The sequence below is a fragment of the Enterococcus sp. 9D6_DIV0238 genome, assembly GCF_002174455.2.
Classification (GTDB): domain Bacteria; phylum Bacillota; class Bacilli; order Lactobacillales; family Enterococcaceae; genus Enterococcus_L; species Enterococcus_L dunnyi.
Genome location: NZ_CP147246.1, coordinates 1,394,053 through 1,408,730 on the forward strand (window position 1 = coordinate 1,394,053; position 14,678 = coordinate 1,408,730).

Here is a 14,678-nt window from a genome sequence, read left to right on the forward strand (position 1 = left end):
GAAGATCGAAATAAAAATTGATTAGGTTCGAGAAATTTGATTTTTAGCCACCTTCTATTAAAAATAAAAAAAGAACGGAACAAAACCAAAAATCAGTTTTGTTTCGCTCTCTGAACGCGAACAGACATAAAAAATAAGTGCTCTTCTTTTCAACTTTAAAGTATTTTCCATGCGTGATGTTGATCAAAATAGTTTGCTTCTTTTTTTGCAGTAGCTATTACAGTTTCGGGGTAATTCAGCACTTCTAATAATCGAATCGCATTTCTAGTACGCGCAGGTCCCTCTTTCAATAGATAATCAAACGTTACTCCATTTTTCCCAGTTACTTGTTCTTCAAAATGAACATTGGCACAGGATTCTCTCAAAACTTCGGTCAGCTCAATATCATGAGTGGCAATGAAGGCTAGAGAAGGATAATCTTTCAACCAGTGCACCATACTTGATGATGCTGCGATACGCTCAATGGTATTCGTTCCTTTAAGTATTTCATCGATAAAACAAAAACAGGGTACATTTGTTTCGACCAGATCCAGTACACGCTTGACAGATTTGATCTCCGCTACAAAGTAGCTGTCTCCTTCAAAAATATCATCTTCTACTGCCATCGAGGTTAAAACATGTCCAAAGGGCAAGCAAAAGGTCTTTGCTAGTGCTGTATGAATCGTTAAAGATAAGATACAGCTGATTGCTACACTTTTGACATACGTTGACTTACCTGACGCATTAGAGCCTGTCACAAGCGTATTTTTAGCCCATTCAACTTGATTCGGTACAGGTGTTTTCAATAAAGGATGATAGACCTCTGTTCCACTTACACAAACGTCTTCACTAAAAACAGGTTGACTGGTATCAGGCATTAGTATTCGAAAATTCAATACAGCTGCTGCAACCTCTAATTCTCCTAATAAACGCCATAATTCTTTTGCCTGTTCTTCATGATCTGCTAATTTCTCCAAGACAAAGTTATAAGAAATGAACGGTAGCATAAAAATCATCGATAAATAGTCGAACAGCAACTCTGCTTCGCTATTTGACTTCATTCGAAAAGCAACTCCAAACTTTGTCATTGAGGCTAATGGCGTGAGCGTTCTTTTTATATCCTCTTGAAATGGGGTTTCAATCTTTGCTATCTTCTTGGCACAAGCAATCGTTTGAACCAAGTAACCCATACAAGCTAATTCCCGCTCCAATGTTTCCTTTTTTATTTGATAGTAAATGACATTGAAAAGAATTGAACCCAAAAGAATGACAATCGACAAGGTACTAGGCAATAAAATGAGCATTACCAATCCAACGAGTGGTAATAATCCTAAAAACAGATAAATTTTAGTATAAGGCAACTCTTGCTCTCTTGTTTCACTCAAATAACTTTCAACATGATTATTATCTTTTTTTCCAAGACAAGCAAATAGATACTGTATCTTTTCTCTAATTGCAGGATTCTTTTTATAATAAGAAATCAAGACTTCTAAACGATCATGGCGATTTTTTGAAAAATCGAAATTTCTCAAACGCTGATACAAGGCTTCTGAACCAATACTAGAGTATGTTGCATTGATTTGTTCAAAAATAGTATAACCATCCAAATCATACCAAGTAATATCATCAATCTCGCTATCAAATGTCTGATATTTCTTCGATTGCTGCCAAGCTTTCTTTAAGCTTTCTTCCTTATCGAAAAAACGGCTAGTAAAAAAAGTTCCCCACTTATTTTTTACCAATTTCTTTAGTTTTATTCGATTGATCAGCTCGATCAATCCAATCAATAAAATGACCAGCACGATAAACCCTACCACTATCAACTGCATTTCCATTTCCACGCCTCCTTCTTTCACTCATAGTATAAAGTGTTCCCTTCTTGTAAACAAGATGAATCACATACAGAATAAAAAAGAATAACCTGTAAGGAGCCTTCATAAGCACTCATTACAGATTATTTTTTTTAGCTATATTTGGTAATATTCCTGATTCATACTTTCGTACTCATCTAAATGCCATTCCTGGTCAGCTGTTTCAACAACTGGTATTTCCTTTGACCGAAAAGCAGCAACTTTTTTAGGCGTATCAGCGTCTTCTGCCAGCATATGCGAGATCGTTTCATCCTGCATGCGAATCACATGCTTCAAGCGAACCTTTTCCAGTTTCAGCTCAGTGATCTCTTCGTGCTGTATCTCTTGCTTCTCAAATAGATTCTGCAGTACTTGCTTGTCTTTCACAATAACTAACGCTAGAACGGTGAGCATAACAATCAGAAAATACACGACAATCAACAAATTCATCTCCATTTTTAATTCCTCCTAACAATCCGTTCTTATGGTAACACGTTAGAGAGGCTTACTTTTCTCATTTTTTTAGTAAAAAAAGGCTATTATACATATTTTTTTGAGAAAATGATATATTAATATGATTTATATTTATAAAAATGATATTTAAAGTAAATATATATGGTCAAAGGTTACTTCTACAGGATAATCTCCAATATTACGATATACTTGCTCTTGGATTCTAATTTGCAATTCCTGATCTGTTGCTTTAAAATCGCTGGGAACAACTAGGTCAAATAAAATACGCGGTCTATCTGCATGATCGATCAAACGAATATCATGAGCCCTCAAATCACTATTGATGGACTTGATGATTTTTTTTATTTCCAGATGAACAAACTGTTGTCTTTGATCATGTAAATTCACAGGATCAATATGGCAAACCAGCTCAACACCTAACTGCTTCTTGAACTTTTGTTCGATTTCATCGATTTTTTCATGAGCATGAGGTAAATCCCAACGATCATCGATTTCAATATGCACAGAAGCAAATGTCTTATTGGGCCCATACTGATGGATCAACAAATCATGGTACCCTACGATATCTGTTACAGAAGACAAATATTCTTTCATTTGGTCGATCGCCTCTTGATTTGGTCTTAATCCCATCAGCTCATTGATAAACTCTCGAATCAATTGCAAACCACTGAAAATAATGTAACAAGCGATCAATAAACCTACGAAGCCATCGATTTTTAGTCCTGTGATTCCCTCTACTGATGCAGATACTAGTACAGCGATCGTTGTGAAAACATCGTTCAAACTATCTTTCGCTGTCGCAACCAATGCATTCGAATCGATTTTTTTAGCGACTCTCCGATAAAAAACTCCCTGCCACACTTTAATAAGGATCGATAGCAAGAGAACTACTAAAATCACTGGAGTGACTTTGATGCTCTGGGGATCTCTGATTCGGTCGATCGACGTCATGAAAAATTGAAACCCAACAAAAGTGATCAGCAGTGAAACCAGCATGCCACTGATATATTCAAAGCGCTCATGTCCATAAGGATGTTCTTTATCTGCGGGTTTTCCTGAAATATAGAAACCAACGAGTGTCAGTACAGAGGAAACTGTATCAGATAAGTTGTTCATAGCGTCTGCCATGATCGATACACTGCCTGAAACTAAGCCGATTAATAATTTACTCACAAAAAGCAGTAGATTCGATAATAGGCCCATGATGCCGGCAAAAATACCAAAAGCAGTTCTGATATCCGATTTTTTCTGTTGTTTCTTTTCAAAGCGTTCAATCAAAAAATTTATCATCACGATTCCTACCTTTTTTTTAGCGTATCTTGACACTATAAAATGATTTCTTCTATTTGTATAGTAAAATGCGGTTTTTTTTAGTGAGTTTTTATTGTTTAGAACGTCCCAAGTTGATTGCTTGGGCAACATGCCTTTTTTATTAGGCAACCCTTGAAAATACAATGCTCAACTCAATAGAAAAAGATCAAGAAAACTGTCCTAGAAGTTTTCTTAATCTTTTTTCTGATTTTTTAATGGAAAATATGACTCTTATGGGAAATACTAGCCAATTTCTTGGTTTTTTCTTCTATATATGGATATAAAATGACTCCCGCTAAGCAGAACACGATCGTGATACACACTAAAATAATGATCGCTTTCCAAGCATTTGGCCAATAGATTCCACCGGCGGACTCTCTCAATAGATTGACCGCATGCGTAAATGGTAATAACGGATTGATAAATTGGAAGAACTTCCCGGAAACTTGGATCGGATAATTCCCGCCGCCGCCGGATATAGAGAGCACAAGAATAATGATCGCGATCCCTTTCCCTACATTCCCAAACAGGGCGACTAATGCGTAAACCATCACCATGAATGTAAAAGCGATCAGTAATGCAAATAGCACACTGTAAAATGGCTGTCTCACATCCACACCAAGTAAGAAGTAATTTCCTAACGTTACGATCAATGCTTGCGCTAAGCCCATCACGATAAATGTCAGCATTCTTGCAGAAAATTGTTCTCGCTTAGAGTATTTACCACGATCTTTTTCATCTAAATAAAAATCTGTTGTAGCTATACTTGAAAACAGTACCGCTCCAACCCATAAACATAGCGCCGTATAAAATGGGGTACTGGCAGAACCATTATTGGCAATTGGATAAATTTGTTTTTCAGAGATTTCTACTGGTTTTGCGAAAAAGTCACTTTCGGCGTTTGCATCCAGTTTAAGCAGCTTGATCACTTCTCCAAGATCAACATCCTTTTCACCTTCTCTGATCGCTTCAGCAGCTTTATGAAGGCCTTTTTTGATGCTTGGCCAGTCATTTTCAACTAAATCATTCGCTTTATTCAAAGCAGCTTCTAAATCCGGCATTTTATCGTTCACTGTTTTCAGTGTTCCAGTAATATCATCTCTGATTCCTGGATAATCATTTTGGATAAACGCCGCTGCCAATCCTAGCTTATCTTCAATGACCGGTAACTCATTATTATAAAGATCTGCACCTTTATTGATTCCATTGACGATCGTATCCATATGCCCGTTCAATAAAACATTCGCATCATGAACTTCCTGCTTGATAGCCGGTAATTCTGCCTGATATTTTTCTAAAATCCCTATAGCATTAGTGACCGTTGCTTCTGTTGAACGCAGTAATGCTGCAAAATCAACTTGTTTTGCTTGAGATAAAAGTCCTTGTGCTGTATGGATCGTATCGATCAATTTCGTTAAAATATCGTTGACGCTAGCACTCACACCATCAACATCGATACTGCCAGCCAAGCTACTAATATTATCTGCAGTTGTTCTAATTTCATTTAAAACAGCTTCTAATTCCTCAGCGGAAATAGCATCTGCATCAATGCTATCAACACGAGCTTTTAGCCCTCCGATCAATGTACTTACACTCGTCAAATTATCGATGATCGGTTGTAGATCTTGGTTTCCAGCTGCCTGTTGAATATTCGTCAACATCACGATCAATTGATCGATCGCGGCTTGTTGTTTTCCTAAGCTATCCGAAAACTGAGCAAGTAGCTGTTTCAAGGCTGCACGTTCTTCCGGCGTCAATTCATTATCTGATAACAATTGTTCGATTTGTCCAGCGATCGCTGAAACATTTGAGCTGATCGTTTGGACAGAATCTAACGTTACCTTGATGCTGCTGGTGATGCTTGGTAACGCTTCTTGCAATTTTGAAGCACCCTCACTTGTAGCACTAGCCAGCTGATCTGCCTGATCACCTAATTTTTGAATATCTGGTAATGCCTGTTGCACACCTTGAATGATGGTCAATCCTTGCTTCGCTTCTTCGATCCCTTCATTCATCGTTTGTTCTACAGAAGCAAAATCTTCATCGATCATTGCTAACTGCTTCCCTGCATTTTGGATTTCCGGGATTTTTTCTTGTAAAGTCAAGATCACTTTCGCCTGCTCTTTGATCGCTGGCATCTTAGCATTCAAATCAACTAGCTTCGCGCCTAAGGCATCCACTTCCGGTAAATATTCGACAAATTCATTGGCTTTCGCCAATTTTGTTTTTAGTTCAGGCATCTTTCCGTGTAAAGCAACAACTTCTTGTGTATATTTATCGATTTCAGCGATATTCGCATCTGTCGAAAGGATCATGTCTTTCACTTTCGTAATACTGACTAAATTTGAATCTAAATCATAGCCGATTTCGTTAAAAACACGAACCAAGGTGTTACTGGCTGTTTCAGTGAACTGATCTGTGATTTGTGCCTGTAGCGAGGTAGCTCCTTTTTCTGCGATCTTCGGCGCGATCGCATTGATCTTTTCATTGATGGAATATTCTATTTTCGGCTTCGTGATTTCTCCCGTGGTAAAACTCAGCAAATCTTTTGAGAAGTCTTTAGGCAAATAAATACCTGCGTAGTATTTCCCAGATTTTACCCCTTTATCCAGTTCCTTTTTCGAATCAACGAATTTCCAACCAAGCTGCTTATTTTCATGAAGATTTTTTAAAACTTCCTCACCAATATTAACTTTTTTATCCTTGAATGATGCAGCTTGATCATCACTGTAGACAGCAATCGGTAATTCTCCAGTATTTGCATATGGATCCCATAAAGCTTTAATATTAAACCATGCATAAAGAGATGGAATAATCATCAGTGCAATAATCAATAATGTTGCGATCGGATTTTTAAAAATGCGCTGCCAATCTAATTTGAATAACTTCAATGTGTTTTTTATATGTTTCATCCTGCTCACCCACTCTTTTTAATGACTGATATACTTTAGCATAATTTTTTTATCCATAACAAATGAAAAATGATGATTTTGTCTATTTCTACGACAAGTAATTAAAACTGTCGTAGAATTTTTTAGTTCTCGGTTTTAAATAACGATGATTTATCTCTTAACAGCTAAAAAGAGACAAACTCATCCTGTTGAATCAGCTTGTCTCTTTTTGCCGAGCTTATAATTTTGCTGAAAATTCTGATACTACTTTTTTTACTTCATTTACTGAATCCGGATCTAAATAAGACAATGCTCTAGGAACCACACTCATCAGATACATTTTATCAAGCTTATCTGTCGCTCTTCTTTCCATCAATTCCGCTAGCAAATGTTTCATGTCTTCTTTGTGATCCTCTTTGGTACGATCCATTATGAAGTCATAAAACTTCTGTTCCTCTGCTTTCATCTGCGATGCCTCCTAGATTTTTATTCTATTATAAGCTTAAATCCCTTTAAGTAGAAGTAATTTGCCTTTAAACAATAAAAACAGCAGGAAAAAAAGATTTCCTGCTGTTTTATACGATACATGAAGATTAAACGCCATATTTTTTGATTAAAAATTCATACGCCGCCTGACTAATAAATCCTAGCGGTTGATTGATCGCGGGATTGAAATAAAAATCCATAGTGACTAATTCTTCCAATGTCGTTTCTTTATCGATTGCCAAAGATAGTGTATTGATCGACTGTGTAATGTCTTTTTCAGACATTAATTGCCCTCCAATCAACTTATGCGTACTTTTCTCAATGACTAAATTCACGTGAACCTCTTCTTGTACTTTAAGATAAGGCATCTGACAAGGCAATGTCACAAAAATGCTTTCCGCTTCGATCCCTTCAAAAATCGCTTCATCTGCTGTCAAGCCAGTAGTAGCAATGTAGCACCCGAAGATTTTCGTAGCAGTTGTTCTTTGTGTCATATTGTAGTTGATCGTTTGACCTAACACATTCATTGCAGCGACGATCGCACTTCTCACAACATTATTCACCAATGGAATAAATGATTTGCGGTAACTATTCCGAACTGGATAAGAAGTAACATCCCCAATCGCATAAATATCCGGATCACTGGTCTGCATCTGCTCGTTTACTCGTACTGTACCGTTTGTATTTAAATCCAAAAATTCTTTGACCAATGTTGTATCTGGACGGGCATTTACTGCAACGATCACATAGTTATTGCGAATCTCTTTATTTGTTGTATGTGTCACGAACAACTCTTTATCTGTATCAGAAAAACCAAGAACACTTTCATTTAAATGTAAATTTATACCTGAATCGATGATCTTTTTTTCGATTATAGAAGCAATTTCTTTTCCAAGATAACGAAAAAGGATAGAATCTGCACTCTCGATTAAATGAATCTCTTTGCCTTGATCTTTTAACGCATCACATAGCTCTACACCAATGTATCCTCCACCTACGATCGAGATAGATTGTGCCTTTTCTAAGTTTGCTAATGCATTCACTGAACTTGGATAACTTTTATACATAGTGACTTTATCCTCACTAGGCAATGTTAGGTTTGTCGAAAACTGATTTGAGCCTGTCGCTAGAATCAATTTATCGTAGCTCAATTCACTTTTTTGTCCATCCTGACTTTCGAAAATGACTGCCTTTCTTTCAGGATCGAGCGCTGTCACAGCTGTATTAAGTAAAACATCGATCCCTTTTTCTTCTAATTCTTCCAAAGTAAGATATCTGACTTGATCCAGTTCATCGACCATGTCATTCATTTTTAAAATAATGCCACTTGAAATAAAACTAATCTCAGTTCTTTTTTCTATTAAAAGAACTTCAGTACTGGAATCTAGTCTTTTTAACGTCAATGCTGCCTGAAGTCCCCCATGGGAAGCTCCAATAATTACTACTTTCACTAAAGTTCTTCTCCTTCCAACCACTTGTAACTATAATAATTGCATAAATATCAAAAAAAAAGAAGATCACGCTTCATTATATACAAAATTTTAGTTTTTTTAAATAATAATAAGTGATAAATTTCTTTTTATAAGTTGCGTATTGCCATTTCCATGTGAATCAAGTATCCTTAAAGTGAGGTGTCTATTATGCTAAAACGAGATTTTTTAGAAAAGCCTTTTGATTATATGAATGATATATTATTATTTTTATATAACAATCAAGGTATTGCAACAAAAAATGAGCTAGTAAGTGAATTTCAAATTAGCTTACCAACATTAAATGAATATCTTTCTTTCCTGCAAAGTTTTCTCGAAGAGAATAAAATAGATGATCAAGTGGAAATTACCTTACAAGGGGAAAATATTTCTTTAAAAAAACAAGCTACTTTTCCATTAAAGAAAGTTGTTGTTCTTTTTTTAGAAAAATCTATTAAATTTCAAATGATCAATCGATTATTCAATAAAGGCGAGCTGACTTGTGACTATTTTCAGCTGAATTATGCGATTAGTTCCGCCACGTATTATCGGAAAATCACTGAGCTCAATGAGCTTTTAAAAGAATTCCGACTACAGATCAAGCGGGGAAAACTGATTGGGGAAGAAAAACAAATTCGCTATTTCTTCTTCAACTTCTTTTGGTTCCTTTTCGAGGATAAATCCAGTTTAGAAAAAGAAACAGCAAATCAGTATCTGGGCTTTGTGGATATTTTAAAAGAAGCCCTTAATTTGACGTTTGATCCAACTGAAGTACTGCAGATCAAGCTGTGGATGAAAATTTCTTTCCGCAGATTAACGACAGAATACAATCCGGTGATTAGTCCGAACTATGATTATCCAGATCGACCCCTATTTGAAGAAATCAACCTTTCCTTACATACATATATGAAAAAAATCGATCGTCCATATACTATCTATGAAGCATACATGTTTTATGACTTCTTTTGTTCTATGAATAACTTTTCTCCAAACTCGTCTTTTGCTTTTCGATTGGCAGAAAAACAACGTAGAGAAAGTTCTTACTTGAATTACATGAATAAGGTGATTTTAAAATATTTAAAGCAACAAGGGTATCTATCCAGCTATGCGTCATCTGCACGTTTGTTATATATTGAAAACTTGCTGTTTCAACTTCACTCACAACTTTATTATTTTGATGGTTTCATTTTACCGTTCGACAGTTGGACGATCAAATCGATCGTCAATGCTCATCGGCATCCATTTTCTGGCAATGAAGTCTTTGAATTGATGGATATCGCTACAAAGAAGTTCGATCAAGATGGTGAAAAAGGCAGTTATAAAAATAAATTTACTGAAATTCATTACACGATTATTTTGAATCATATCGCTGAATTGAATGAAGAAAAAATAGCAATTGGCGTATACCACTCATTGAATCCTTCTATTGGCGAATTGGTGATCCAGCACCTGACTAACGTCTTAGGTCACAAATATCCAATCAAAGCAGAGGCATTTAAAGAGGAAAGTCACTATGATATACTGCTTTCTAATATATATACCGAAGTAATCGCTGAAAAACAGGAACTTGTTTATATTTTTTCAGATATCGGCAATAGTTATGATATGACAGAAATTGAACATTTAATTCTTCAACTGATCGATACACGCTAACCGATTACTTTTATATGCTACTCAATAGAGATTATAACAGAGAACGAAGTCTTTATGTTCTCTGTTTTCTTGTCGGGTACTAAATTAAATGAGAATATTTGATATCATTTAAAGAAAAAATCCAATTACTTTTCATTTTAAATAACATTTTTTCAAATTTACAAAAGTAAAAAAATAAAAAAGAACGATAGGAGCAGGCATGCTCAAGTCTATCGTTCTTTTTTTATTTTATCCAGCCAATAGTACTAAATGGCGCAAATCTGAAAGAAACGACTCCTTCGATAGCTTTTCCGTCAACTAGACCAAAAGCTCGACTATCGCTAGAATTGTTTCGATTATCTCCTAAAACAAAATAGTGACCTGTTGGAATTTTGTTTAATTGAGACATTTGTTCCAAACTTTCATCTGAAATATTGACTTTGATCGTTCCATCTGGCAATTCGCTGGCAGCAGACATTTCAGATTCTTTTGGTAAGGTCTCTGCCTGATGATTGATAAATAAGTCATTGCCTTCTGTCCAAACTAAATCTCCTGGCATTCCAATTACTCGTTTGACATATTGAAATTCACTTTTTACAGGTGGTTTGAAGGTAATGATCTCATATCTTTCTGGGATTTTGGTCCGACGAACGATCACTCGATCTTTATCCATCAAGGTTGGTTTCATTGAATCACCATCCACCATATGCGGGGATGTATTCAATATAAAAAAGAATACAAGTACTGCCACAAGTACGACAGGCAGCATAAATTTAATGATTTCGATTATATTCTCTTTTCTTTTTTTCTTTCTTCTTTTTTCGATTTCTTCTTTTGTTATTTTACGTTTTTTTCTTTTTTTGATTGGCGGTGTTACTATTTCAGCTGGATCACTTTGTCTTATTTTAGTATTTACAGCTTCTTTTTTTGGTTCCATTCTTGACTTTGTCTGTGGCTGTGGACGCTTCTTTTTTTGCTTAGATCGTTCTCTTGATTTATCGTCATTGTATTTACGGCGATTATTAGCCGGTCTTTTCTCTTTATTCATTTTTTGTTTTAATTGTTTTTTCAATCGACGAATGCGCCTTTTCAATTTATTCATGATTCACCTCAATTGATACCGATTATACTCTTTACTAAGAATAACAGACTGTTGTCTATTTTTCCATATAAACCCAACTAACATTCTTTCATTCATTTTCGATGATCAAAAGTGGTAAAAAAATGGATGGAACAAGATGCTAAAAAGCTTTGCCCCATCCATAACATATTATCTACCGAATACTAATTCCTGTCCTTCAATCAGGACGCTGCTGCTAAGTTGATTTTCATTCATTAATGTTTGGATTGATAAACCTGAATCCTGAGCAATTTCCCACAGTGTCTGTCCACTTTTGACGACATATACTTCCGAATCCTGCACGTTACTTTCAGCAGTAGATTCTGCTGGAGGTTCCGTCGATACGGCAGTAGGCGTCGGCGCTTCTACTTTTGTTTCTGATGAAGCTGTTTCTGGAACAGAAGCAGGCGCTACAGGCTGACTATCCGCAGTAACTGGCGTACTTCCTCCTGGTGAGGCGCCTAAAATCAATGAACTAGATAAGAAGTAAATTGCTGTACTAAACAATAATGCTGAAAAAACCAATAACAAACGATAATTTTTAGTGCTATGTTTTTTCATATTGTTCCTCCTCTCACTTCATCTATATAGATTAGTTATTCGCTTTATCTAAACGTGATAACTTACTTAGACGTTCTTCTAATTCACGATAAATCGTCATCACTTCGTTCTTAGACTCTTCAACTTCATTTGAAATATTCTTCGCGCGGTTACCGATGTTCAGCATTTCTAATTCAGCAGAGTTGATCATGTGTTTTGCTTCAACTTGCGCTTCATTGATGATTCTATTTGCTTCTTTCTTCGCAGAAACCATTACTTCACCGATTTCTTGTTGTGATTTCAAAGCTTCTTCTTGAAGAGATTGGTTTTTCAATAGTAGATCGTTGATTTGCTGTTTCGCTTGTAGCAGTTCTGCAAGCTGGTCACCTTTTACTTCGCCAGTTGCTGACATGCTGCGCATTGCTTCTAATTCTGCATTTAAGGTTTCAAGCTCTTCTTCTTTTTCTTTGTAGTTGCTTCTTAAAACAGCTAATTCAGATTCAAACACATTCTTCTGGATAGAATATTTATCATTCAATCCTTGAATTTGACCTAGATTAGTTTCTAATTCACTTTTGTCTTTTAAGACTGCTTCTAATTCTTTTTTCAGTTCTTCAACACGGCTGTTATCAACAGAAGAATCATTCGTTACTGCTAAAGAAATTTCTTTGTCTTTCAATTCTTGATTTTCTTGTTGTAAACGACGCATTTCTTCTTGAAGATCAGCAAGTTTTTGTGTCAATTCTTGATTTTCTTTATCAGTAGTTTGAAGTTTTTCATTCAATGATTCTAATTCCATCTTCACCGTCTCCAATGCTTCTTGTTTTTCTCCGATTGTTCCTCGGGCAGCTAATTCTGTTTGTAATTGGTTGATTTCTTGTTCTTTTTTAGTGATTTGTGTTTCTAATTCTGTTTCTTTTTCAAGTAATGCTGATTCTAGTTGAACGATACGTTCCTGACCTTTAGCATTCTCATCTTTCAGTTCACTGATTTGTGCATTTAAACGAGCGATTTCTTCTGCTCCGTCAGATGCTTCATTCACATCTTCTAATTCCAACAGTTCTGTTTCTTTTTGATTCAGCTGTGTTGCCAACTCATCATTTTGCTCTTTTAAAGCATCCAGCTCACTTTGATTGGTTTCAACTTTATGGACTAATTGTTTGTTTTGTTGAGACAAGCGGAAGTTTTCTTCTTTACTTTGTTCAAATTCTTCTTCCTGCATTCTGTATTCTTCGATCAGCTCTCTCAAGCGTGTGATCTCTTGTTCCTGCTCTGTTATCAGACTGCTGTTTGCTGTCGTTCTAACGGTTGTTGGTTGTTGCTCTGGTTCTGAATTGAAGTCTACATCCTGCGATAATTCTTCTTCAGAAACCTCATTGATTTTTTTTATTAAACGTCTTTTTGCCATGCGTGTACACCCCGTCTTTTATTTCTCTTACTCTTACTTGTCTAATGCAACTTTTTCTAAATTGTCTTCTTTCGTATTTCTTGAATAAACAATAGATTGTTTGGATAGCTTGCTTGATTTATCTCGATATGTAAAGGTGAAATCAATCATTGTGATTTCTTTTACCGGCTGTAATTCTTTGATAAAGGTTTCAACATTTTTCTCTGCCGTTTGGAAATCACTATAAGTTAGTACTGTTGAAAAAACTGCAATAGTCATTGTTTCTGTTTTTTGACTGATCATGATCGCTACATTTGATTCTCCGAAAAAGGGTTGCCATTCTCTCATAAATTGAAGTTCATAGTTGTCTAATGTTTTTGCATCACGACTTTCTATAACTTTTTTCCAAGAAAACTCACCTAATTTCAGCGTATTTTCTTTATAGTTTTCGATCCCAGTGCCAGAAGTTACACCTCTGGCATCTGAAATTTCTTCTATCTTAAATTCTAAGTCCTTATTATCTTTTCTCAAAGTATTTTGATTATACAAGATACCTAACAAGATTAAACAAAAAATAATTGCTGCGATCATTAAAAATAATAGTGAACGATTATTTTCCTGATGCTTATAAAAATTTATCTTGCGTTTCATTTTTGGACTATCAGAATCTAAGCTTTCCAACTGGAAACGAACATACAACTGATAACTGAAAAAAAGAAACAATAGTACTGTTAATACAAACATAAAAATCGTCATCAAATATAAACTCCTTCTATTCCTTAATAAAAAAACACTATATTTATCTATTTTTTTGAAAGTTACCCACTTTCTACCCAATTATACATAGTTTATTGTAACATTACGTCGCGTTATTGCCAACTTTTTTTTATAAACTCTGACATTTGTCAATAAAACAAGAACCTATCTAGAAAATTTTAGTATTTCTTTATTAATTTAACAAAAGAAAAGCACTTGATTGGCTTCAAATGCTCTTTCTTCTTTTATTTTATTTATATTTTTGTTTACTATTGTGGATGAGCTTAAAATAACAGCTTGTTCTAATGAGTTTGACCTACGCTTTCTCCGATGGCTCATCTAAGTATCTACTTTCAACAAATGTGACTTTTGTTTTATGTTTTCCTTTGAGAATGTATGACATGCTCAACGATATGTACCAAGATTTTCTTCTAGTTCTTCTTCATGAATTCCTACACTAACGCCCAATGCACGGTCGACAGAGTTCATGACTTCAATGCCTAAATGGCAAACTTTTTCTTTTAATCGTATTTTATCGATCGTACGTATTTGTTCCAATAAAATGACAGAATCTCTTTCAATCCCGGTTTCCTCAGAATTGATCCCTATATGTGTTGGTAATTTTGGCTTCGCCATTTTTGCCGTGATTGCTGCGACAATGATGGTCGGACTAAAATGATTACCTAAATTATTTTGTATGACTAGTACTGGACGTACTCCCCCTTGTTCTGATCCTACGACAGGGGATAAGTCTGCAAAATATATGTCACCCCTTTTGACCAT

General features: G+C 35.4%; 12 protein-coding genes. 1 reads left to right on the forward strand and 11 read right to left on the reverse strand.

Annotation, left to right across the window (positions count from 1 at the left end):
• Positions 1-155 precede the first annotated feature (155 nt).
• The 6 genes from A5889_RS06625 to A5889_RS06650 all read right to left on the reverse strand — a co-directional run bounded on the left by A5889_RS06625 (position 156) and on the right by A5889_RS06650 (position 8,442).
• A complete protein-coding gene (locus A5889_RS06625; protein ID WP_087640875.1) occupies positions 156-1,814 on the reverse strand; it encodes a MutS-related protein in 1,659 nt (552 codons plus the stop codon).
• 132 nt (positions 1,815-1,946) lie between these two features.
• Positions 1,947-2,285: a hypothetical protein gene (locus A5889_RS06630; protein WP_087640874.1), complete on the reverse strand. Its 339-nt coding sequence runs from the start codon at positions 2,283-2,285 to the stop codon at positions 1,947-1,949.
• Positions 2,286-2,429: 144 nt separating this feature from the next.
• Positions 2,430-3,593: a cation diffusion facilitator family transporter gene (locus A5889_RS06635; RefSeq protein WP_176372825.1), complete on the reverse strand. Its 1,164-nt coding sequence runs from the start codon at positions 3,591-3,593 to the stop codon at positions 2,430-2,432.
• 233 nt (positions 3,594-3,826) lie between these two features.
• Positions 3,827-6,526, reverse strand: a complete 2,700-nt coding sequence (locus A5889_RS06640; protein ID WP_087640873.1) for a YhgE/Pip domain-containing protein — start codon at positions 6,524-6,526, stop codon at positions 3,827-3,829.
• A gap of 217 nt (positions 6,527-6,743) precedes the next feature.
• Positions 6,744-6,971, reverse strand: a complete 228-nt coding sequence (locus A5889_RS06645) for a hypothetical protein (protein ID WP_087640872.1) — start codon at positions 6,969-6,971, stop codon at positions 6,744-6,746.
• A gap of 127 nt (positions 6,972-7,098) precedes the next feature.
• Entirely contained in the window at positions 7,099-8,442 is a 1,344-nt protein-coding gene (locus A5889_RS06650) for an FAD-dependent oxidoreductase (protein WP_087640871.1), read from the reverse strand.
• A gap of 189 nt (positions 8,443-8,631) precedes the next feature.
• On the opposite strand from A5889_RS06650, the gene A5889_RS06655 reads away from it, so the two are divergent.
• Complete coding sequence (locus A5889_RS06655) at positions 8,632-10,113, forward strand: helix-turn-helix domain-containing protein (protein WP_087641537.1); 1,482 nt, start codon at positions 8,632-8,634, stop codon at positions 10,111-10,113.
• A 223-nt stretch (positions 10,114-10,336) separates the two neighbouring features.
• Here A5889_RS06655 and lepB read toward each other — a convergent pair whose 3' ends face one another.
• The 5 genes from lepB to A5889_RS06680 all read right to left on the reverse strand — a co-directional run bounded on the left by lepB (position 10,337) and on the right by A5889_RS06680 (position 14,678).
• Positions 10,337-11,194: a signal peptidase I gene (gene lepB / locus A5889_RS06660; protein ID WP_087640870.1), complete on the reverse strand. Its 858-nt coding sequence runs from the start codon at positions 11,192-11,194 to the stop codon at positions 10,337-10,339.
• 168 nt (positions 11,195-11,362) lie between these two features.
• Complete coding sequence (locus tag A5889_RS06665) at positions 11,363-11,773, reverse strand: LysM peptidoglycan-binding domain-containing protein (RefSeq protein WP_087640869.1); 411 nt, start codon at positions 11,771-11,773, stop codon at positions 11,363-11,365.
• Positions 11,774-11,804: 31 nt separating this feature from the next.
• Positions 11,805-13,160, reverse strand: a complete 1,356-nt coding sequence (locus tag A5889_RS06670; RefSeq protein ID WP_087640868.1) for a hypothetical protein — start codon at positions 13,158-13,160, stop codon at positions 11,805-11,807.
• Positions 13,161-13,193: 33 nt separating this feature from the next.
• Positions 13,194-13,895, reverse strand: a complete 702-nt coding sequence (locus A5889_RS06675) for a hypothetical protein (protein ID WP_087640867.1) — start codon at positions 13,893-13,895, stop codon at positions 13,194-13,196.
• Between the two features lie 405 nt (positions 13,896-14,300).
• Positions 14,301-14,678: a type II toxin-antitoxin system PemK/MazF family toxin gene (locus A5889_RS06680; RefSeq protein ID WP_087640866.1), complete on the reverse strand. Its 378-nt coding sequence runs from the start codon at positions 14,676-14,678 to the stop codon at positions 14,301-14,303.

Coding starts and splice junctions, on each gene's coding strand:
- A5889_RS06625 (WP_087640875.1), bottom strand. CDS start 1,814: ATGGAAATGCAGTTGATAGTGGTAGGGTTTATCGTGCTGGTCATTTTA.
- A5889_RS06630 (WP_087640874.1), bottom strand. CDS start 2,285: ATGGAGATGAATTTGTTGATTGTCGTGTATTTTCTGATTGTTATGCTC.
- A5889_RS06635 (WP_176372825.1), bottom strand. CDS start 3,593: ATGATAAATTTTTTGATTGAACGCTTTGAAAAGAAACAACAGAAAAAA.
- A5889_RS06640 (WP_087640873.1), bottom strand. CDS start 6,526: ATGAAACATATAAAAAACACATTGAAGTTATTCAAATTAGATTGGCAG.
- A5889_RS06645 (WP_087640872.1), bottom strand. CDS start 6,971: ATGAAAGCAGAGGAACAGAAGTTTTATGACTTCATAATGGATCGTACC.
- A5889_RS06655 (WP_087641537.1), top strand. CDS start 8,632: ATGCTAAAACGAGATTTTTTAGAAAAGCCTTTTGATTATATGAATGAT.
- lepB (WP_087640870.1), bottom strand. CDS start 11,194: ATGAATAAATTGAAAAGGCGCATTCGTCGATTGAAAAAACAATTAAAA.
- A5889_RS06665 (WP_087640869.1), bottom strand. CDS start 11,773: ATGAAAAAACATAGCACTAAAAATTATCGTTTGTTATTGGTTTTTTCA.
- A5889_RS06670 (WP_087640868.1), bottom strand. CDS start 13,160: ATGGCAAAAAGACGTTTAATAAAAAAAATCAATGAGGTTTCTGAAGAA.
- A5889_RS06675 (WP_087640867.1), bottom strand. CDS start 13,895: ATGACGATTTTTATGTTTGTATTAACAGTACTATTGTTTCTTTTTTTC.
- A5889_RS06680 (WP_087640866.1), bottom strand. CDS start 14,678: ATGGTCAAAAGGGGTGACATATATTTTGCAGACTTATCCCCTGTCGTA.